The sequence below is a fragment of the Planctomycetota bacterium genome, from assembly GCA_038746835.1.
Lineage (GTDB): Bacteria > Planctomycetota > Phycisphaerae > Tepidisphaerales > Tepidisphaeraceae > JBCDKH01.
On record JBCDKH010000017.1, the window covers coordinates 17,294 to 33,041 of the forward strand.

Here is a 15,748-nt window from a genome sequence, read left to right on the forward strand (position 1 = left end):
TCAAGGGTTGCTGAAAACGTTCGTGATGACGGGCGTCGGCCGCTGCAGCTGCTGGCCGACGATCGGGAATCCGATGATCGGACGCGTGCGGAAAAACGGCCCGAATCGGTAACCGAAGCCAAAGGCGTCCGGGTCGTAGTAGCGGCCGTCGAATCGCGGCTGCTGTGCGGCGAAGGCCTCGCGCCTTGCGAAGTCGAGCGCGAGGTCGGCCGATCGCTGGGCAGCTTCGGCATAAGCACGGGCCGCGGCCGCATCGATTCGAAGACGACGGGCCTCGGCACGCAGCGTCGCCAGCTCGCCATCGGCAGAGACGGCACGCTCGACCTCGGCCAGAGCTTCGCGGACGGCATCTCGTGCGGCGTCGACTCGAAGACGGGCCGACGCGACGGCCTGCGAGTCGGCGAAGGCTTCCTTCTCACGGGCGGACTGAAGCAGGTCGTAATCGAGTGCCTGAGCTGCGAGCGCGCGGGTCGTCGCCGACGCGGGCTCGCCGGCTGACCGAAGGCGGGCCAGACGGGCGTCGATCGACGCTGCGAGATCCCCGGCGGCCGCGTACTCGGGGTCGAGGCTCAGTTCGTCGACGACGTCCTGCTTCGCTCGGACCAGATCGGTCATCGCAGCGGAGAGCTCGTCGCGAGCAACCTCGACGGCAGGTGTGACGCGGTTACGGACCTCGGCCTCCCGCGCTTGCGCCAGGACCCTTGCTTCGTTCGCGGCGAGTCGAAGCCGGACGGCTTCGGCGTGGGAGGGCGCGACCTCGCTCGCGAGACGCGTCGGGAATCCCGTCGAAGGCTGTTCCTCGGCAGCGGGTGGCGTCGCGTTTGCGTCCTGAGCGTTCCAGAACGGACTCGCCGCCTGCTGGGCGAGCGCGGGCGTGCCTGAGAAAGCGAGCAGTGCGACGAGCGCGATCGGTCGGTTCATGGCTTGGTCCTTCCAGGCAAAAGACACACCGGGGTGCTCCAGGTTGCAGGGAAATCGCGTCTTTGCGTCCCCGTTACGGGGGTTCGCTCCGCTCACCCCACGGCTTCATCCCGATGATTGCACACCGAAGCCGTGGGGTGAGCGAAGCGATCCCCCGGAACGAGCGTCCAACCACCCACAACTCCCCAAACGCACGATCTTCCACCACCTCCACCGCGCTACGCTGCCTCCATGAGCACCTCCCGCGGCGACATGGACCTGGACTACCTCAAACAACTCTCCAACGCCTTCGGCGTCCCCGGACGCGAAGAACGCATCCGCGACCTCCTCAAGCCCAAGTTCGACGAGGTGTTCGACGACGTCTCCGTCGACACCATGGGCAGCCTCATCGGTGTCAAGAAGAACGAGGGCAAGCCGCGCGTTCTGCTCTCTTGTCACATTGACGAGATCGGCTTCTACGTCCGCCACATCGACGATCGCGGCTTCCTCCGCGTCCAGAACGTCGGCGGCTTCGACACGCGCAACCTGCTGGCCCGCCGTGTGACGGTCATGACGCAGTCGGGCGACATGCAGGGCGTCATGAACCCCGGCGGTCGGCCGATCCACATCGCCAAGGACGAGGACAAGAAGAAAATCCCGGAAATCCAGGAGTTCATCATCGACCTAGGCCTGCCGGGCGAGCAGGTAAAGGAAAAGGTCCAGATCGGCGACCCCGTCGCCCTCGTCCAGGAAGCGTCGCAAATCGGCGAGACGATCGTCGGCAAGTGCATGGACAACCGCGTGGCCGCGTGGGTCGTGCTCGAAGCGTTGAAGCGGACGCCAAACCCGAACTACGAGGTCATCCTCGCCGCGACGGTGCAGGAGGAAGTCGGCCTTCGCGGTGCCGGTCCGGCGGCGTTCGCGACCGAGCCGGACCTTGCGATCGCGCTGGACACGACGCTCTGCGTCGACACGCCCGGCGTGCCGGACGAGGAGCGCGTCACCAAGCAGGGCGACGGCGTGGCGATCAAGATTCTCGACAGCAGCTCGATCAGCAACCGCGCCTTCGTCGACGAAATGGCCGCCGCTGGGAAGGCCAAGGGCGTCAAGTTCCAGTTCAGCGTCCTGCCCCGCGGCGGCACCGATGCCGCGGCGATCCAACGGAGCCGGTCTGGCGTGAAGACAATCACGTTGGCAGTCCCGACGCGGAACATCCACACCGTGACGGAGATGGTTCACCTGGACGATCTCGACAGCGCTGTGAGCCTGATCGCCGCGTGGCTCGCTGCGTGATCGGACGGACTGCGACCCACAGGGTCACAGCTACCGACTTGCGTTGAAGTCAGCTCGGTGTACTGGGTAGCTGCGACCCTGCGGGTCGCAGTCGTCAGTCGCGGACGGTGGATTCTGCGAGGAAATCGAGCCCCGCAACGTCGCCCGAAGCGAACTGCCTCGCGCCCAGCCCGGCGATCATCGCGGCGTTGTCGGTGCAGTACGGCCACGCGGGCACGAACGCGGGCACGTCGAGCTTCTCCTGGACCGCTTGTCGCAAGCCCCGGTTGGCAGAGACGCCGCCGCCGAGGACGACGCTCTTCGCGCCGGTCTGGTCAACGGCGCGCCGAAGCTTCCTGACGATCGTCTCCACGCACGCCGCCTGGAAGGACGCCGCGGCGTCGGCGACCTGCTGCTGGCTCACGTCTGCCAGAGTTCGAGCCCGCCCCTTCTCGCCAAAGACCGCATACAGCAGGGCCGTCTTGAGCCCGCTGAAGCTGAAGTCGAGCGATGTCGGGCCCAGCATCGGCCGGGGAAGGTTCAGCGACGTTCCGTCGCCCGTCTGTGCCAACTTGTCGATGATCGGCCCGCCGGGATAGCCGAGGCCGAGCATCGCCGCGGCCTTGTCGTAGGCCTCGCCGACGGCGTCATCGATGGTCCTTCCGATCCGCCGGACGTCGAGCCAGTCGACGACGTGGTAGAGCGACGTGTGCCCGCCGCTGACGACGAGCCCGACGGCCGGCAGCGGCGGATCGAGCTCGGGCTCGCCATCGGCGAAGATCCGGACGCTGTGCAGGTGGGCCTTGACGTGGTCGACCGCGACGATCGGCCGATCGAAGACGAGCGACAACGCCTTGGCCGCAGTCGTGCCGATGACGAGGCTGCCGATCAGGCCAGGTCGATGGGCGACGGCGATCGCATCCAGTTGCCCGTCATCGACCTGTGCCTCGGCCATCGCCTGTTTCACGACTCCGACGATTGCCTCGACGTGGGCTCGTCCGGCGACCTCCGGCACGACGCCGCCGAAGTGGGCGTGTTTGGCGACCTGCGATGCGACGACGTTCGACAGGACGTGCCGGCCACGCACGATCGCGGCGGCGGTCTCGTCGCAGGTGCTTTCGATGCCGAGGACCGTCGGCCCGCTCACAACGTCTCCTGAACGGCCGCCGGCTCGACGACGTCGCCCCGGCCGGTCGGCTGGAGCAAATCGACCAATAGTACCTCGTACGCCCGCCAGACCTGCCGTGGCCAAATCGGGCCGTCTTGTTCCGGGCGGCTGTCTTCGCCCTCTGCGAGTGGCACGTCGACGTCGACCTCGACGCCGCTGCTCACGCCGCCCGTGCGATCGACGATTCGGCCGTCGGGCAAGTGGTAATACGCCTCGGTGAGACGCAGAAAGCCAAACCGACCGTCCGGCCCGCCAATCGGTAGCGGGATCTGCACGCTGCCCTTGCCGAACGTGTCCTGGCCGACCAGCGTCGCCCGGCCGTGGTGCGACAGGGCACCGGCGACAATTTCGCTCGCGCTCGCCGACGCACCGTCGACGAGCAACACCAGCGGCACGGTCGTCAGCCAATCTGGTACCTCTTCGGGCCGATCGACGCGGTGAAGGGTTCGCTGGGCATTTCGGCCGTCTTCGAAGGTGATCAGCTGGCCGTCATCGAGGAACAGGCTCGCGAGTCCGACGGCTTCGGTGAGTTGGCCGCCGGGGTTTTGGCGTAGGTCGAGCACAACGCCATCCAGCGGTTCCAGAGCCAGGAGGGCGTTGGCGACCTTGGCCGTGCAGTTCGGCGTGAACCGCTCCAGCCGCACATACGCGATGCGCGGGAGCTCACCCGACCCGAAAGCCACTTCCGCCGGAACGTCGGCCGCCTCGATGAGGAATCGCGGCGAGCCGTCGTCCTTCCGAGCGATGCCTTCCAGCACCGGCGATTCGACGCTGGCGCGGGTGATGTCGAAGGTGAGCGTTGTGCCGTCTCGGTCGACACCGATGGTCACGTCGGTGCCGGCCGGGCCCATGATGTAGTCCTGGGCCTCTCGAACGGTCAGCGGCCGAATGTCGATGCCGTCGGCGGAGACGAGGATGTCGCCCGCCTTCAGGCCGGCGTCGAGCGCGGGGCTCTCGGGCAGGACGCGTGTGACGCGAATTCCGCCGGACGGCTGAAGCATGGTGAAGGCATCGTCGTCCGCGTTGACGGCCAAGATGTTCACGCCGATGCCGACGTAAACGCCGCCGAGGGCGTTGTTGAATGATTCCGCCTCGGCCGGCGGGATGTAGCCGGTGTTGTCATCCGTCGTCAGCCGAAGCATTCCTTCAATCGCGGCCTGGCGAAGGACGTCGGCCTCGATCTCTCGGACGTAGCCGGTTTCGACGCGGTCCTTCACTTCGAGCAAGGTTTTGACGAAACTCGCCTCATCCGCGTCGACGGCCCCGCCGCCGAGGCTGGCTCCGCGGAGGACGAGAACCGCCAAAACCAGCGTGACGATGCCCCAGGCGACACGCTGCGGCTCGACCTTGGACAAATGCCCATCGTTTGCCGCGGCAGCTTGCTCGGTGGTTTGATCAGCCACGGAGTAACGCTAGCGGCGCTGTGACTCGGCTTTCTTGAAAAGGCGACGGAAGCGAAACCGGGCACCGACTTTGCGAGCAGCAGCGGGACTGGTTCACGCATTTCGCTATGTACAAGCTTTCCGCCAACGGGCACACCATCACCTACCACGACAGTGACCCGTCGGGCAACGGCTCGAGTGGCAAGCTTCCGACACTGCTGCTCCTTCACGGCTTTCCACTGCACTCGGCCGTCTGGAACGACGTCGCCGAACGCATGACCGGCAAAGCCCGAGTGATTCGTCCGAACCTGCGCGGCTTCGGCACGTTCACCAACGACGCCGACTTCGGCATGCACGAGCTCGCAGCCGACGTCCGGGCACTCGTCCTCACGCTCGACCTGCCGCCGCTGATCATCGCCGGGCTGTCGATGGGCGGTTACGTGGCGCTCGACTATGTCCGCAACTGGCAGGAAGGCGTCATCGGCCTGGGTCTGGTCAACACGCGATCGGGAGCCGACGCCCCCGAAGCCAAACCCGCCCGCGACGAAATGGCCGCCACGGCCAAGCGACGCGGAACGCCGACCGTCGTCTCGGCCATGCACCCACGCATGCTAGCGCCCGAGGCGTACGAGCAGCGACCGGCCGTCTCCGAGGCTTTGCTGCGAATCATGCTCGACACGCCGGCCACGACCATCGCAAGGGCGTCTCGCGCGATGCGCGACCGCGACGACTACTCGCAAGACCTCCGATCCTTCGACGGCCCGATCTCGATCGTCGCCGGTGAAGAGGACCAGATCGTCCCGCTCGCCGAGAGCCGAGCCATGGCGGACGCGGTGTCGTCCGCACGGCTCGACGTCCTGCCGCACTGCGGGCACATGTCACCGGTCGAGTCCCCGGCCGAAGTCGCGGTGGCCCTGTCGCGTCTCGTCGACGACTCCCAGAAGTCCACGCTGCTCAACTAGTTTCGCGTCGGTCATGAACGAGTTCGCGTAGAGCTTCGGCGAGGATGTCGCGCATCCGCTTCGCCTGCTGGTGGGCGTTGGCGATCGACACGCCGAGGAGCGACACGATCGAGTCGGTGTCCAGCGGGCACCACGCAAGCTCGTAGCGGACCGCACTCTGTCGATCGCTGACGTAGCGGAGCCGCTGCGCCGCACTGGTGCCGAAGCGGGCGTCGCGTTCGTCGGCGAGTTCGTTGAGCGCCAGCTCCAGCTTGTCACGACAGTTTCCGTGGGCCGACTCGATCAGCTCGACGGCGCGTGGTCGATCGACGTTGTTGGCCGAGGCCACGCGTGAGACTGCGGCATCGAGCAGCCGGGCCACGGAGGTGTCGTGACGATCCAGCGTCTGCCAGAGCTGCAGGCCGAGCAGAACCCATGCGGCCGACGGCCCATGTGCGCACGGCTCGCTCTTGATTGCCGCCTCGATCGTGGACATCACTGTCTCGGCATCCGGCGGCGTCGGGGCCTCGTCCTCTTCGGCGACCAGGCGGTTGAAGGTCGTCGCCGTCAACGAAACCTCCCGGCCGCCGGCACGCCGTGCTTTGGCGTAGTCGAGTGCTCGCAGCCGAACGATGCGTCGCGGGGCGAGCCAAACCTCGATCGGCAGCCGGCCGACCTCGTAGTCGCCCAGCCGATCCTCGGCCGGGTCTTCGAGCCGCTCCATCTCGTGGACGACGAAGTCGCTCGCGAAGTCGTGTCGCTCGTCCGGGCTCAGGAGCGTTGCAACGCCTTGCCGGTCGCCGAGCGTCGTACGGACCCGCTGGTCCAGGCGCACCCAGAGCCACGCCCGATCCGACGGCTGTGCCGATCCGGTCGCAATGGCGGCGGTCCGAACGACCTCGTCCACCAGACGCGTCACGACCGATTGATCGCTGATCGCCTCCGGCCGAATGACGGCCTCGCGCTCCAGGCGACGAGCAACGACTCCTGCGAGCCGGATGTCGCCGCGTGGATGATCGGCGAGGGCTTGCTCGACTTGAGCGTCGAGAACGTGCTCGTCTGCGACGCAAGCTGGAAGACGATCGGCAGGCAGCTCGGCATGCCAAGGGGTCAACTTCGACAGGTGGCCGTAGGGATTCATGGCGTCACTCCGGATAAGGCGATTGCGGGCGTTCATTGCCCGACGCCACGGAGGACGACGTCTGTCTCGCGTTCATGCGCGCGACTCGAGGTTTTTCTTCAGCCCGCCGCGGCGAGAAACGCGCGAGCCTTCACGAGCGTCTCCTCGTACTCGGCTGCGGGCTCGCTGTCGGCCACGATGCCGCCGCCAACGGGGATGTGCAGCCGGCCATCGACGTGCGTCGCGGTGCGGATCGCGACGTTGAACGTGGCCGAGCCGTCGGCGTCGAGTCGGCCGATCGCCCCGCAATACGGCCCGCGCGGCGTCGGCTCGAGCTCGTCGATGATTTGCATTGCACGGATCTTCGGAGCTCCGGTGATGCTGCCGCTCGGAAACGTCGCCGCCAGCACGTCCGCAAGGCCGATGTTCTGGCGAAGCTGACCTTCGATCGTCGCAACGCCGTGGTGGACCGTCGGGTGCGTTTCGACCGACCGCGGCGACGTGACGATGACGCTGCTCGTCTCGCAGACCCGGCCCAGGTCGTTGCGTTCGAGGTCGACGATCATGTTCAGTTCGGCCGCGTCCTTGGTGCTGTCAAGCAGGCTGGCCGCAGTGTCCCCGGCGGGTCGCGTGCCCTTGATCGGCCGGGTCTGGATGCGGCCGTCCGGCTCGATTCGCAGGAAGAGCTCGGGCGAGTTGCAGACGATTGCCGCATCGCCGATCTGCAGCACGCCGCCGAAGCGCGCCGGTGTCGCCGTGAGAAGTCGCTCGTACAGCAGCTCCGCGGGCGGTGGGCGGTCGACGATCAGGGTTTGGGCAAGGTTGATCTGGAAGACGTCGCCCGCCTCGATGTAGTCGATGCAGCGGCGAACGGCGGCCAGGTAGTCGTCGCGCTCGAACGTGCTCGTCCAATCTTCGGATGACGTCGACGGGCGGGCCTGCGGTCTCGATGGTTCGTCATCACGAACCGGCACCCGACCAAAGGCGAAACGCGGCGTCGCCGTCGGCCGCGTCGGCCGGACGCAGGCTTTGGGTTCGAACGTCTGACCGAGCTCGTACCCGAGGTAGCCGACCCACGCGTGGCCGTCGTCGCCGCGGCGTTCGCTGTCGAGCCATCGCAGGGCATCGACGTCGCTGTCGAAGGTTTTGACAGCCTCGCCGCGACGGATGAGCCTGCGTTCGACAAGCACCACGTCCGCCGTCGCCTGCGACAGCTGCCACGGCAGGTCGTCGTAGCTGGAATCGAGTCGGACGCGGAACAAGACACCGTTTATACGAATCACGACATCACGACGCTTGCGTTCTTTTGTCTTGTCGAGCCGAGCGTGAGCGAGCGGGTCTGTGACCGGACCCACTTGCTCACGCTCGGGGCTCGCTGCACCGGACGGTCGCAAGCCACATCACATCAGGTTGACCGGGTCGACATCGACTGCGAGTCGATCGGTCTGACTCAAAGCACCCGCACCACGTGCCCTCGCCAGCACTCGCTGCAGCGGCATTGCCTGCGGCGAGCGCAGGACGATCTGCTGCCGGAAGTAGCCGGCGATCCGAGAGATCGGGCACGGCATCGGCCCGTCGATGTGGACCGACTCGCCTTCCGAATCAGCGGCGTCGGAGAGCTGCCCGGCCAAGACCTCGGCTCGCGTGAGCAGCTTCTCCTCGTCGCGGTCGCGCAGGATGATCCGCACCATTCGCCCGAACGGCGGCAGCCCGGTGACCCGGCGATGCTCCAGCTCGCGATCGGCAAAGCCGACGTAGTCCTGTTTCGTCGCCGCCCGGATCGCCTCGTCGAACGGGTTGAACGTCTGCAGCACGACACGCCCCGGCACCTCGCCGCGGCCGGCACGTCCGGCGACCTGCGTGATGAGCCCGAACGTCCGCTCGGCCGCGCGGAAGTCGGGCAGGCCGAGGCTCGTGTCGCCGCTGACGACGCCGACCAGCGAGACGTTCGGAAAGTCGAGCCCTTTGGCGATCATCTGCGTGCCGAGGAGCACGTCGATCTCGCCGTTGGCGAAGCGTTCCAACACGCGCTCGTAGTCGCCAGAGCGTCGCATGGTGTCGGAGTCGACGCGCTCGAAAGTGAGGTCGGGAAACTTGCGTCCCATCTCCTCTTCCATCCGCTGCGTGCCAAGGCCAAAGAGCGAGAGGTTGCCGCCCGACCGCTTGGCCGCGTCGTCGAGCGGATCGACGGCCAGGCAGTAGTGGCAGTGGAGCTGACCCGTGTGCAGAGCCTTGCGAAACGACGCCCCGACGTCGCCGTGTCCGGCCGTGCGGTGGTACGTCATCGTCGCGTCGCAGAATCGGCAGCAGACCGGCTCGTCGGTGCTCGGGTTGTAGACGAAGCTCGCGTATCCGCGGCGATTGAGCAGCAAAATCGACTGCTGCCCGACGTCCTTGGTGTGCCGAAGCAAGTGCTCCAACCGCGGCGACAGCAGGTGCACGCCTTTCCGCATCCGCGCCGCCTCCTTGAGATCCACCACTTCAATCGTCGGCATCGGCCGATTCGCGACACGGTTTGGCAAATGATGCAACTCGCTGATGCGCGAAGACGCGAAGGCAGTGAAGGAGCGCGAAGCAGAAACAGCGTATTCATGACCGACTTCGCGCTCCTTTGCTCCTTCGTCTCTTCGCGCATCATCGATCCACGTCCGTGCTCGCTGATACGACTCCAACGACGGCGTCGCACTCCCAAGCAACACGGGGCAGTCCGCCAGCTGGGCTCGCTTGATGGCGACGTCGCGGGCGTGGTAGCGCGGGGCGGTGTCTTGCTTGTACGAGGACTCGTGCTCTTCATCGACAACGAACAGGCCGGGGTTCGGGACGGGGGCGAAGATGGCCGAGCGGGCACCGACGACGACCTCCGCCTGGCCAGTGGCGATCTGTTGCCAGTACTTGTGCCGGGCCGTTTGAGACAGGCCGCTGTGGAGAACGGCGACGCGTGGGAAGCGGCTCTTGATGCGCCTCGTCGTCTGCGGCGTGAGCGCGATCTCCGGCACGAGCAGCACCGCCTGCCGGCCCTTCGCCAAAGCCTCGGCCATCAGGCGCAGGTAGACCTCGGTCTTGCCACTGCCGGTGACGCCGAGTAGCAGATGCGTCGCGAAACCGCCGTCGCGCACGTTCGGAGCGACGGCGTCGAAAACGCGCTGTTGATCCGGGTTGAGCGAGACGCTCGACGGCGTGACAGGCGATGGCTCGAGTTCACTCAGCGTCGGCAGGTCGGGCACCGTCTCGATCGCGACAACGCCGAGCTTGGCGAGCTTCTTCACCGTCGGCGGCGTGACGCCTGCGTCGCCGGCGAGTTTGACGACGTCGATCGTCTCACCCTCGTCGAGCTGCATCAGCCGAGCCAGAAGCGTGCGTCGCTTCTTCGCCGTGGTGGCTTCGAAACGTTCCTGAAGCTCGTCGCGGGAGAGGATCGGACGCACGACGCTCGTGTAGCCGAGGCCGGTCTTGGACTTCACCGCGCCTGGAATCATGCTTTCGAGCACGAGGCCGAGCGCGCAGCAGTAGTAGCGGCCGATCCAGAGCGCCAGCTTCATCATGGCCTGATCGACCAGGACGCGGTCGTCCTCGATGCCACGGACGGGCTTGAGCTTGGCCGCCGAGACGCCTGCAGCCTCGGCGTCGAAGGTCTCGGCGACGTCAACGACAAAGCCGAACTGCGTCCGATCCTTCCGCCCCAAGGGCACCCGCACGCGCTGCCCGGCACGCAGCGTCGGCCGAAGCGCCGGCGGGACGACGTAGGTCAGCGTCTTGTCGACCGCTCGCTCCAGCGCTACCCGGGCGAACGGTCCTTCAGCGCTCTGCGTGTCCGAAGCCCGACTCGGCTCCAGCAGCAGCTCTTCGAACAGGACCTCGTTCGCCACAAGACAACGTAGGTGGTGCTCGTCGATCACCCGAAACACGGTTAGCGGTGAACGACAGCGACCACGGATGCGATGCGTTGTGGCTTCTGCGTGATTGCGGTCGCTTTTCGCTCCTGTACCCACTGTCGCTAACGTGGCGGGATGGCGTCGGACGCGGCAGATCAGGTTCCAGGCAGCAAGACCGGGCTCACAGGTCGTGGTCTGACGAGCCTGAAGGAAGCCATCGCCGCGAGTCTGGCAACGCCACTGGTCGTCGCGGCGGCAGTCGTGTCGGCGGTGCTGTTTTTCGTCGGGGGAATGGTCATCGGCTTCCCGACCGACGGAGGCAGCGACACGCTGCTGCTCCACCAGGCCGTCGGGCCGGCGATGCTGGTGCTGGCGATTGTGCTTCTCGTCGTCGGCACAGCGGCTGGGACGATGCTGGCCGGACGCGTCCGCTACGACGCCGGCTGGGCGGCGGCGCTGGTCGGATTGCTGGTGCTGCGTCACGTGGGCGAGTCGATCTACTACACGCTCGATGATGCCGGCACGGGCGTTTTTGTGACGATGCTGGTCGAGCTGCTCGTCCTCTCGGCCGTCACGACTGGGCTCTGGTCGCTGCTGCACCTGGGACGCGAGAAGGGCGCGATGAGTCCGGCGTTGCGTCGCTGGCTCGAACTGCCCGGCGCCAAGACCCGCACGGCTGACCGTGCGACCAAGGGCGACTCGTGGCAGACAGGCTTGGCGCACCTCGGCACGGCGACGGGCGTCTGCGGGCTTGTCGTCTACTTCGTCGCCCAGAATGATGATCCGATGCAGACCACCGTCGCCGTCGGTCTGGGCGGCTGGCTCGGGGCACTTGCTGCGCACGCGAATGTGCCAGCCAGGCCCGCGTACTGGTCGTTCGCCGCGCCGCTGATCGTCGGCGTGGTCGGGTACGTCGCAGCGATGCTCTTCACCGACCCCGTCCGACTCGCCCTCGGCGAGCCAGGAGGACCGCTGAAAGCCCTCGCCATGCCACTCCCGGCCGAGTACCTCGGAGCAGGCATCCCGATGGCGATGTACGGCTACGTCCGCGCCCGCACCAAGCAGGCTGAAGCCGTGGCCGGCGTTGCGGGTGCAGTCGCAGTCGACACCGCAATTGAAGCCGCCGCATCGTCTTCGTCTTAAACTCGGCACATGGCTGCCGCAACGACGACCTCAACCCGCCGTGGCTACTTCGGCCGATTCGGCGGGACCTTCGTGCCCGAGACGCTCGTCAGCGCGCTCGATCAACTCGACGCAGCTTATCAGGAAGCCAAGGTCGATCCGGCCTTCAACGCGGAACTGGCGACGCACCTTCGCGATTTCGCTGGAAGGCCGACGTTGCTCGTACCGGCCGATCGGCTCAGCGACGAGGTCGGCGGGGCACGCATCTGGCTCAAGCGGGAAGACTTGCTCCACACCGGCGCGCACAAGATCAACAACACCATCGGTCAGGCGTTACTCGCCAAGCGAATGGGCAAGACCCGCCTCATTGCCGAAACCGGCGCGGGCCAGCACGGCGTCGCGACGGCGACGGCGGCGGCGAAGTTCGGCTTGCCGTGCGACGTCTACATGGGCTCCGAAGACGTCCGCCGACAGTCGCTCAACGTGTTCCGCATGCGGTTGCTCGGGGCCAACGTCATCGAGGTCGACTCCGGCAGTCGCACGCTAAAAGACGCGACCAACGAAGCCATGCGCGACTGGATGGGCTCCAGCGGCGAGACGCACTACATCCTCGGCAGCGTCGTCGGCCCGCACCCGTTCCCGGCGATGGTGCGCGACTTCCACCGCTGCATTGGCGACGAGTCACGACGTCAATTCATGGAACACAACGGCGGTGATCTGCCCGAAGCCGTCGTCGCCTGCGTCGGCGGCGGCAGCAACGCGGCCGGGATGTTCGCCGCATTCATCGATGACGACGGCGTCCGCATCATCGGCACCGAAGCCGGCGGCCGGGGCAGCGGGGCGGGCGACCATGCGGCACCGCTCACCTATGGCGAGCCCGGCGTCCTCCACGGCAGCCTCAGCTACGTGCTCCAGGACCCCGACGGCCAGACGCGACCGGTTCACAGTGCCTCGGCCGGTCTTGACTATCCCGGCGTCGGCCCCGAGCACGCGTTCTGGAAAGACGAAGGCCGCGTCGAGTACGAGGCCGTCTCCGACACCGACGCTCTCGATGCCTTCCAACGCCTCGCCCGAACCGAAGGCATTCTGTGCGCCTTGGAAACCGCTCACGCCTTCGCCTCCGCCGAACGCCTCGCCCGCGAAATCGGCCCCGGCGGCAACGTCCTGGTCTGTTGCAGCGGCCGAGGCGACAAGGACTGCCAGGAGATCGCCCGGCTGCTTGGATGACCTCGCGTCTTCGCGTTACCGGAGTCGTGCCAGCACGCCGTCGTAGTCGGCGTGAGATCCGATGAAAAACCAAACGATCGTTTCATGATCCGGCTTCACACCCAAAGCCCGGTAGTGAATGCCGATGCGGACTGACCAGATTGAGAGTCGACGGTTGAGCAGTTTGAACTGCAATCCCAGTGATCCGGGTTGGCCTGCCACTGTCGGTAACTGCGTCGAGCAAGATTCCGAATCGACGGCGGAAGTTTGGCGAACTGCCTGACGAAATCCTGGTCGAGCTCCGAGTTCACAATTCGTCCCAATTGGTTGGGACTGCTTTGCCTTCAGCGCGCCGCTCGAGTGCACGCTTCGCGAGAAGTTCGAGCTGATCCGATGTCTCGGCAAACCACCTCTCCCACTGGCGATCGGCCTCGAGTTCAGCGACGATCAACTCGGCAATCGCGTCTTGGCGATCGTCCGGCAGCTCTCTCACCCGCTCAAGCGCTTGTTCGAGCGTCTGGGTCATCTCTGCTAAGTGTACACGTTTACAGCAGCCGCGTTCGTTTGCCCGCTGTCGCGACGTGGCGTAGTGTGTCGGCTCGCCGGTCGGGTAGCTCAGTTGGTAGAGCGAACGACTGAAAATCGTTAGGTCGCCGGTTCGAACCCGGCCCCGACCACTGTGACGTCGCGAAGTTGGACGTCGACCGGCAATCAAGCAACAGAGGCCGAGAAGGCTTCGGCCTCTCGCGTGAGTTGGCCTGTCAGACGGGTCAGCTGCACCACTGCCTCTATCCCGTCAGTGACCGACGTCGGCTGCCACCGCTGTTGCGAAGCTTCTCGGGAGGCGACGACGGACCGTTGCTGGAAATCGGTCAGCTCGGCAGGCGTTCGACGGGTCGAGCGCACGCTCGCGAGTCTCGACAGGTCGCCGCGAAGCTCCGCGACGTTGATGAGGTCATTTTCGAGCATCCAGGCAACGTCCGTCAGGTCGTGCTTGCGTGGGTTGTCGATGGCCACAGGCCGAAGCGTGGCGATGATCTTCATTGCAGCGACGCCCGACGGGGTTGCGACGCGAAGTCGGTTGCTTCCATCAAGATCGAGGCGAACCGTCCGTTCACTCGTGGTGACGCCAGCGCCTTGCGAGAGCTGAATCGCCAGCAGTTGCCGGGCGTGGTCTTTCCACTCGTCGCCTGCCGGCAGGAAGCGGTCGATGTGCTCGTTGAGCATGCGGCGGACGTTGCTCAGGATCAGGCGTTGCTGCTCCTTCGTCGCGGTCGGCCCGTCCCAGCGGAGATCAACGTCGCCGGTGATGCGGGGCAGGCCATGGAACAGGGCCAAGACGACAGAGCCGGTGAGGACGAATCGGGATCGCAGTTCTGGGTGGCAGGCCATCGCCTGCACGACCGCACGCTCGACGATCCGCTTGCGGCCGGCTTCGATCGGAGCCTGATTTTGTTCGCACCAGGCCTCCAGCTCCTCGGGACCGGCCGGGGCATGCAAGTCCGCCGGATTCAACGTGACGGGCTCGGGCACGCCCGGCGACGGTACCTCATTCTGCTTGCAAGTCTGGAGGTCAGCGGTACTTTGACGACGTCAAACGTGCGAGAACGTCCTCAGCGGGGAGATTGAACATGAAGTCATCAGGTGTCTCAGCAATCGTGCGTGCGGCCCGAAACGCCATCGAGCCGCTCGAAGATCGGCGCCTGCGGTCGGCGTCTGCGCCACAGCTTTTTCCAGGCGATTCCGTCAGCGACACGCTGGTTTCGGGTGGCGTGAACCGGTACTTGCTCTCGGTTCCGGCCGGGCAGATCGTGACGATCGATGTCGATGGAGATTTCAGCGGAAGTACGGCAATCTTCGACTCTGCCGTCACCCTGCGGACGACCGGTGGCACCGTCCTGGCATCCAACACCGGCTCAGCCGAGGAGGCCAATGGCAGTAAAAACGATCATGGCTGGCTCGAGTATGAGTTCGATCAAGGAGGCGACTACTACGTCGACGTCTCAAGTGAAACCGGTGACTTCGGAAGCTTCCTGCTCGAGGTGCAGGACGGTGACGCCAACGACACGCTGAATGAAGCCAACTTCGACTGGTCGACCTACTCCGTCACCGAAGGCGTCATCGGGCACCCGGGCGACGTCGACATCCACGAGATCTTCATCCCGACGGACGCCGAGTACGCCTTCGACATCGACACGACGGCCAACATCTCAACCGCCGGGCTCGACAGCGTGCTCCGCGTCTTCGACGACCAAGGCGCGGAGATCGGGTTCAACGACGACGGATTTGCCATCAGTGAGCTGCCGAGTAGCACAGATTTCGAATCCTACCTCGAACTCTTTCTGCCCGCGGGGACTTACTACGCCGGCATCAGCGCGTTCAACAACCTCGACTACGATCCGCTGACAGGCACCGGAGATGTCAACACGGCTGTTCTGAGGCAGACCGGGCGCTACGACCTGCGGGTTACGCCTGTGGACGACGTTACGACCCTGATCCCGAGGTTCGACCTTTCGGGCCAGTTCCGTTTCGACATCGACATCGACAGGCCGTTGCAGGGTGGTTCGTTCTCGCCAAATTGGGACCTGTTCAACCAGACGACCGGCGAGATCTTCACGGACGCCGACTTCACCGTCTTTCCGATCATCGCACCGACCTTCACGGTGTTCGAGCTGACTCCGAATGTCACGCTTCCGGACGGCGAGTACGTGTTCGTCTCGCCAGGCAGCTTGCTGATCGATGTCAACAGCATTCCTGTCGACAGC

At 65.8% G+C, this 15,748-nt stretch carries 13 protein-coding genes and 1 tRNA gene; 6 read left to right on the forward strand and 8 right to left on the reverse strand.

The window, feature by feature from the left end; genetic code table 11:
• Positions 1-921 carry a hypothetical protein gene (locus tag AAGI46_03460; protein MEM1011262.1) on the reverse strand — a complete coding sequence of 307 codons (921 nt, stop codon included), beginning with the start codon at positions 919-921 and terminating at the stop codon, positions 1-3.
• Between the two features lie 231 nt (positions 922-1,152).
• Between AAGI46_03460 and AAGI46_03465 the strand changes: the two genes are divergently transcribed.
• Entirely contained in the window at positions 1,153-2,193 is a 1,041-nt protein-coding gene (locus AAGI46_03465; GenBank protein ID MEM1011263.1) for a M20/M25/M40 family metallo-hydrolase, read from the forward strand.
• Between the two features lie 94 nt (positions 2,194-2,287).
• On the opposite strand, the gene tsaD is transcribed toward AAGI46_03465, so the two are convergent.
• Both tsaD and AAGI46_03475 read right to left on the reverse strand, forming a co-directional pair.
• Positions 2,288-3,319: a tRNA (adenosine(37)-N6)-threonylcarbamoyltransferase complex transferase subunit TsaD gene (gene tsaD, locus AAGI46_03470; protein ID MEM1011264.1), complete on the reverse strand. Its 1,032-nt coding sequence runs from the start codon at positions 3,317-3,319 to the stop codon at positions 2,288-2,290.
• Positions 3,316-4,743: a S41 family peptidase gene (locus AAGI46_03475; GenBank protein MEM1011265.1), complete on the reverse strand. Its 1,428-nt coding sequence runs from the start codon at positions 4,741-4,743 to the stop codon at positions 3,316-3,318. Before AAGI46_03475 ends, tsaD begins: the two co-directional genes overlap by 4 nt.
• A 107-nt stretch (positions 4,744-4,850) precedes the next feature.
• Between AAGI46_03475 and AAGI46_03480 the strand changes: the two genes are divergently transcribed.
• A complete protein-coding gene (locus tag AAGI46_03480) occupies positions 4,851-5,684 on the forward strand; it encodes an alpha/beta hydrolase (protein MEM1011266.1) in 834 nt (277 codons plus the stop codon).
• Here AAGI46_03480 and AAGI46_03485 read toward each other — a convergent pair.
• From AAGI46_03485 to priA, 3 genes are all read right to left on the reverse strand, one after another.
• On the reverse strand, positions 5,677-6,804 hold the full coding sequence (locus AAGI46_03485; protein ID MEM1011267.1) for a hypothetical protein: 1,128 nt from the start codon (positions 6,802-6,804) through the stop codon (positions 5,677-5,679). The genes AAGI46_03480 and AAGI46_03485 overlap by 8 nt on opposite strands.
• Before the next feature lie 98 nt (positions 6,805-6,902).
• Entirely contained in the window at positions 6,903-8,066 is a 1,164-nt protein-coding gene (locus AAGI46_03490) for an anthranilate synthase component I family protein (GenBank protein ID MEM1011268.1), read from the reverse strand.
• A gap of 117 nt (positions 8,067-8,183) precedes the next feature.
• The gene (gene priA / locus AAGI46_03495; protein ID MEM1011269.1) at positions 8,184-10,649 is read right to left on the reverse strand and encodes a primosomal protein N'; all 2,466 of its coding nucleotides are present in this window, start codon (positions 10,647-10,649) and stop codon (positions 8,184-8,186) included.
• 141 nt (positions 10,650-10,790) lie between these two features.
• On the opposite strand from priA, the gene AAGI46_03500 reads away from it, so the two are divergent.
• Both AAGI46_03500 and trpB read left to right on the forward strand, forming a co-directional pair.
• Positions 10,791-11,798: a hypothetical protein gene (locus AAGI46_03500; GenBank protein MEM1011270.1), complete on the forward strand. Its 1,008-nt coding sequence runs from the start codon at positions 10,791-10,793 to the stop codon at positions 11,796-11,798.
• 9 nt (positions 11,799-11,807) lie between these two features.
• Positions 11,808-13,004, forward strand: a complete 1,197-nt coding sequence (gene trpB, locus AAGI46_03505; GenBank protein MEM1011271.1) for a tryptophan synthase subunit beta — start codon at positions 11,808-11,810, stop codon at positions 13,002-13,004.
• 286 nt (positions 13,005-13,290) lie between these two features.
• On the opposite strand, the gene AAGI46_03510 is transcribed toward trpB, so the two are convergent.
• Positions 13,291-13,509 (reverse strand): hypothetical protein, encoded by a 219-nt coding sequence (locus AAGI46_03510; protein ID MEM1011272.1) that lies wholly within the window; start codon positions 13,507-13,509, stop codon positions 13,291-13,293.
• A gap of 78 nt (positions 13,510-13,587) precedes the next feature.
• Here AAGI46_03510 and AAGI46_03515 point away from each other — a divergent pair.
• Positions 13,588-13,660: transfer RNA gene (locus AAGI46_03515), tRNA-Phe, on the forward strand.
• Positions 13,661-13,694: 34 nt separating this feature from the next.
• On the opposite strand, the gene AAGI46_03520 is transcribed toward AAGI46_03515, so the two are convergent.
• A complete protein-coding gene (locus AAGI46_03520) occupies positions 13,695-14,516 on the reverse strand; it encodes a nucleotidyl transferase AbiEii/AbiGii toxin family protein (GenBank protein ID MEM1011273.1) in 822 nt (273 codons plus the stop codon).
• Between the two features lie 98 nt (positions 14,517-14,614).
• On the opposite strand from AAGI46_03520, the gene AAGI46_03525 reads away from it, so the two are divergent.
• On the forward strand, positions 14,615-15,748 hold a 1,134-nt coding region (locus tag AAGI46_03525), incomplete at its 3' end, for a DVUA0089 family protein (GenBank protein ID MEM1011274.1).

Excerpts from the sequence above, each read along its gene's own strand:
- AAGI46_03465 (MEM1011263.1), top strand. The coding sequence starts at position 1,153 with ATGAGCACCTCCCGCGGCGACATGGACCTGGACTACCTCAAACAACTC.
- AAGI46_03510 (MEM1011272.1), bottom strand. The coding sequence starts at position 13,509 with ATGACCCAGACGCTCGAACAAGCGCTTGAGCGGGTGAGAGAGCTGCCG.
- AAGI46_03485 (MEM1011267.1), bottom strand. The coding sequence starts at position 6,804 with ATGAATCCCTACGGCCACCTGTCGAAGTTGACCCCTTGGCATGCCGAG.
- AAGI46_03480 (MEM1011266.1), top strand. The coding sequence starts at position 4,851 with ATGTACAAGCTTTCCGCCAACGGGCACACCATCACCTACCACGACAGT.
- AAGI46_03460 (MEM1011262.1), bottom strand. The coding sequence starts at position 921 with ATGAACCGACCGATCGCGCTCGTCGCACTGCTCGCTTTCTCAGGCACG.
- AAGI46_03500 (MEM1011270.1), top strand. The coding sequence starts at position 10,791 with ATGGCGTCGGACGCGGCAGATCAGGTTCCAGGCAGCAAGACCGGGCTC.
- trpB (MEM1011271.1), top strand. The coding sequence starts at position 11,808 with ATGGCTGCCGCAACGACGACCTCAACCCGCCGTGGCTACTTCGGCCGA.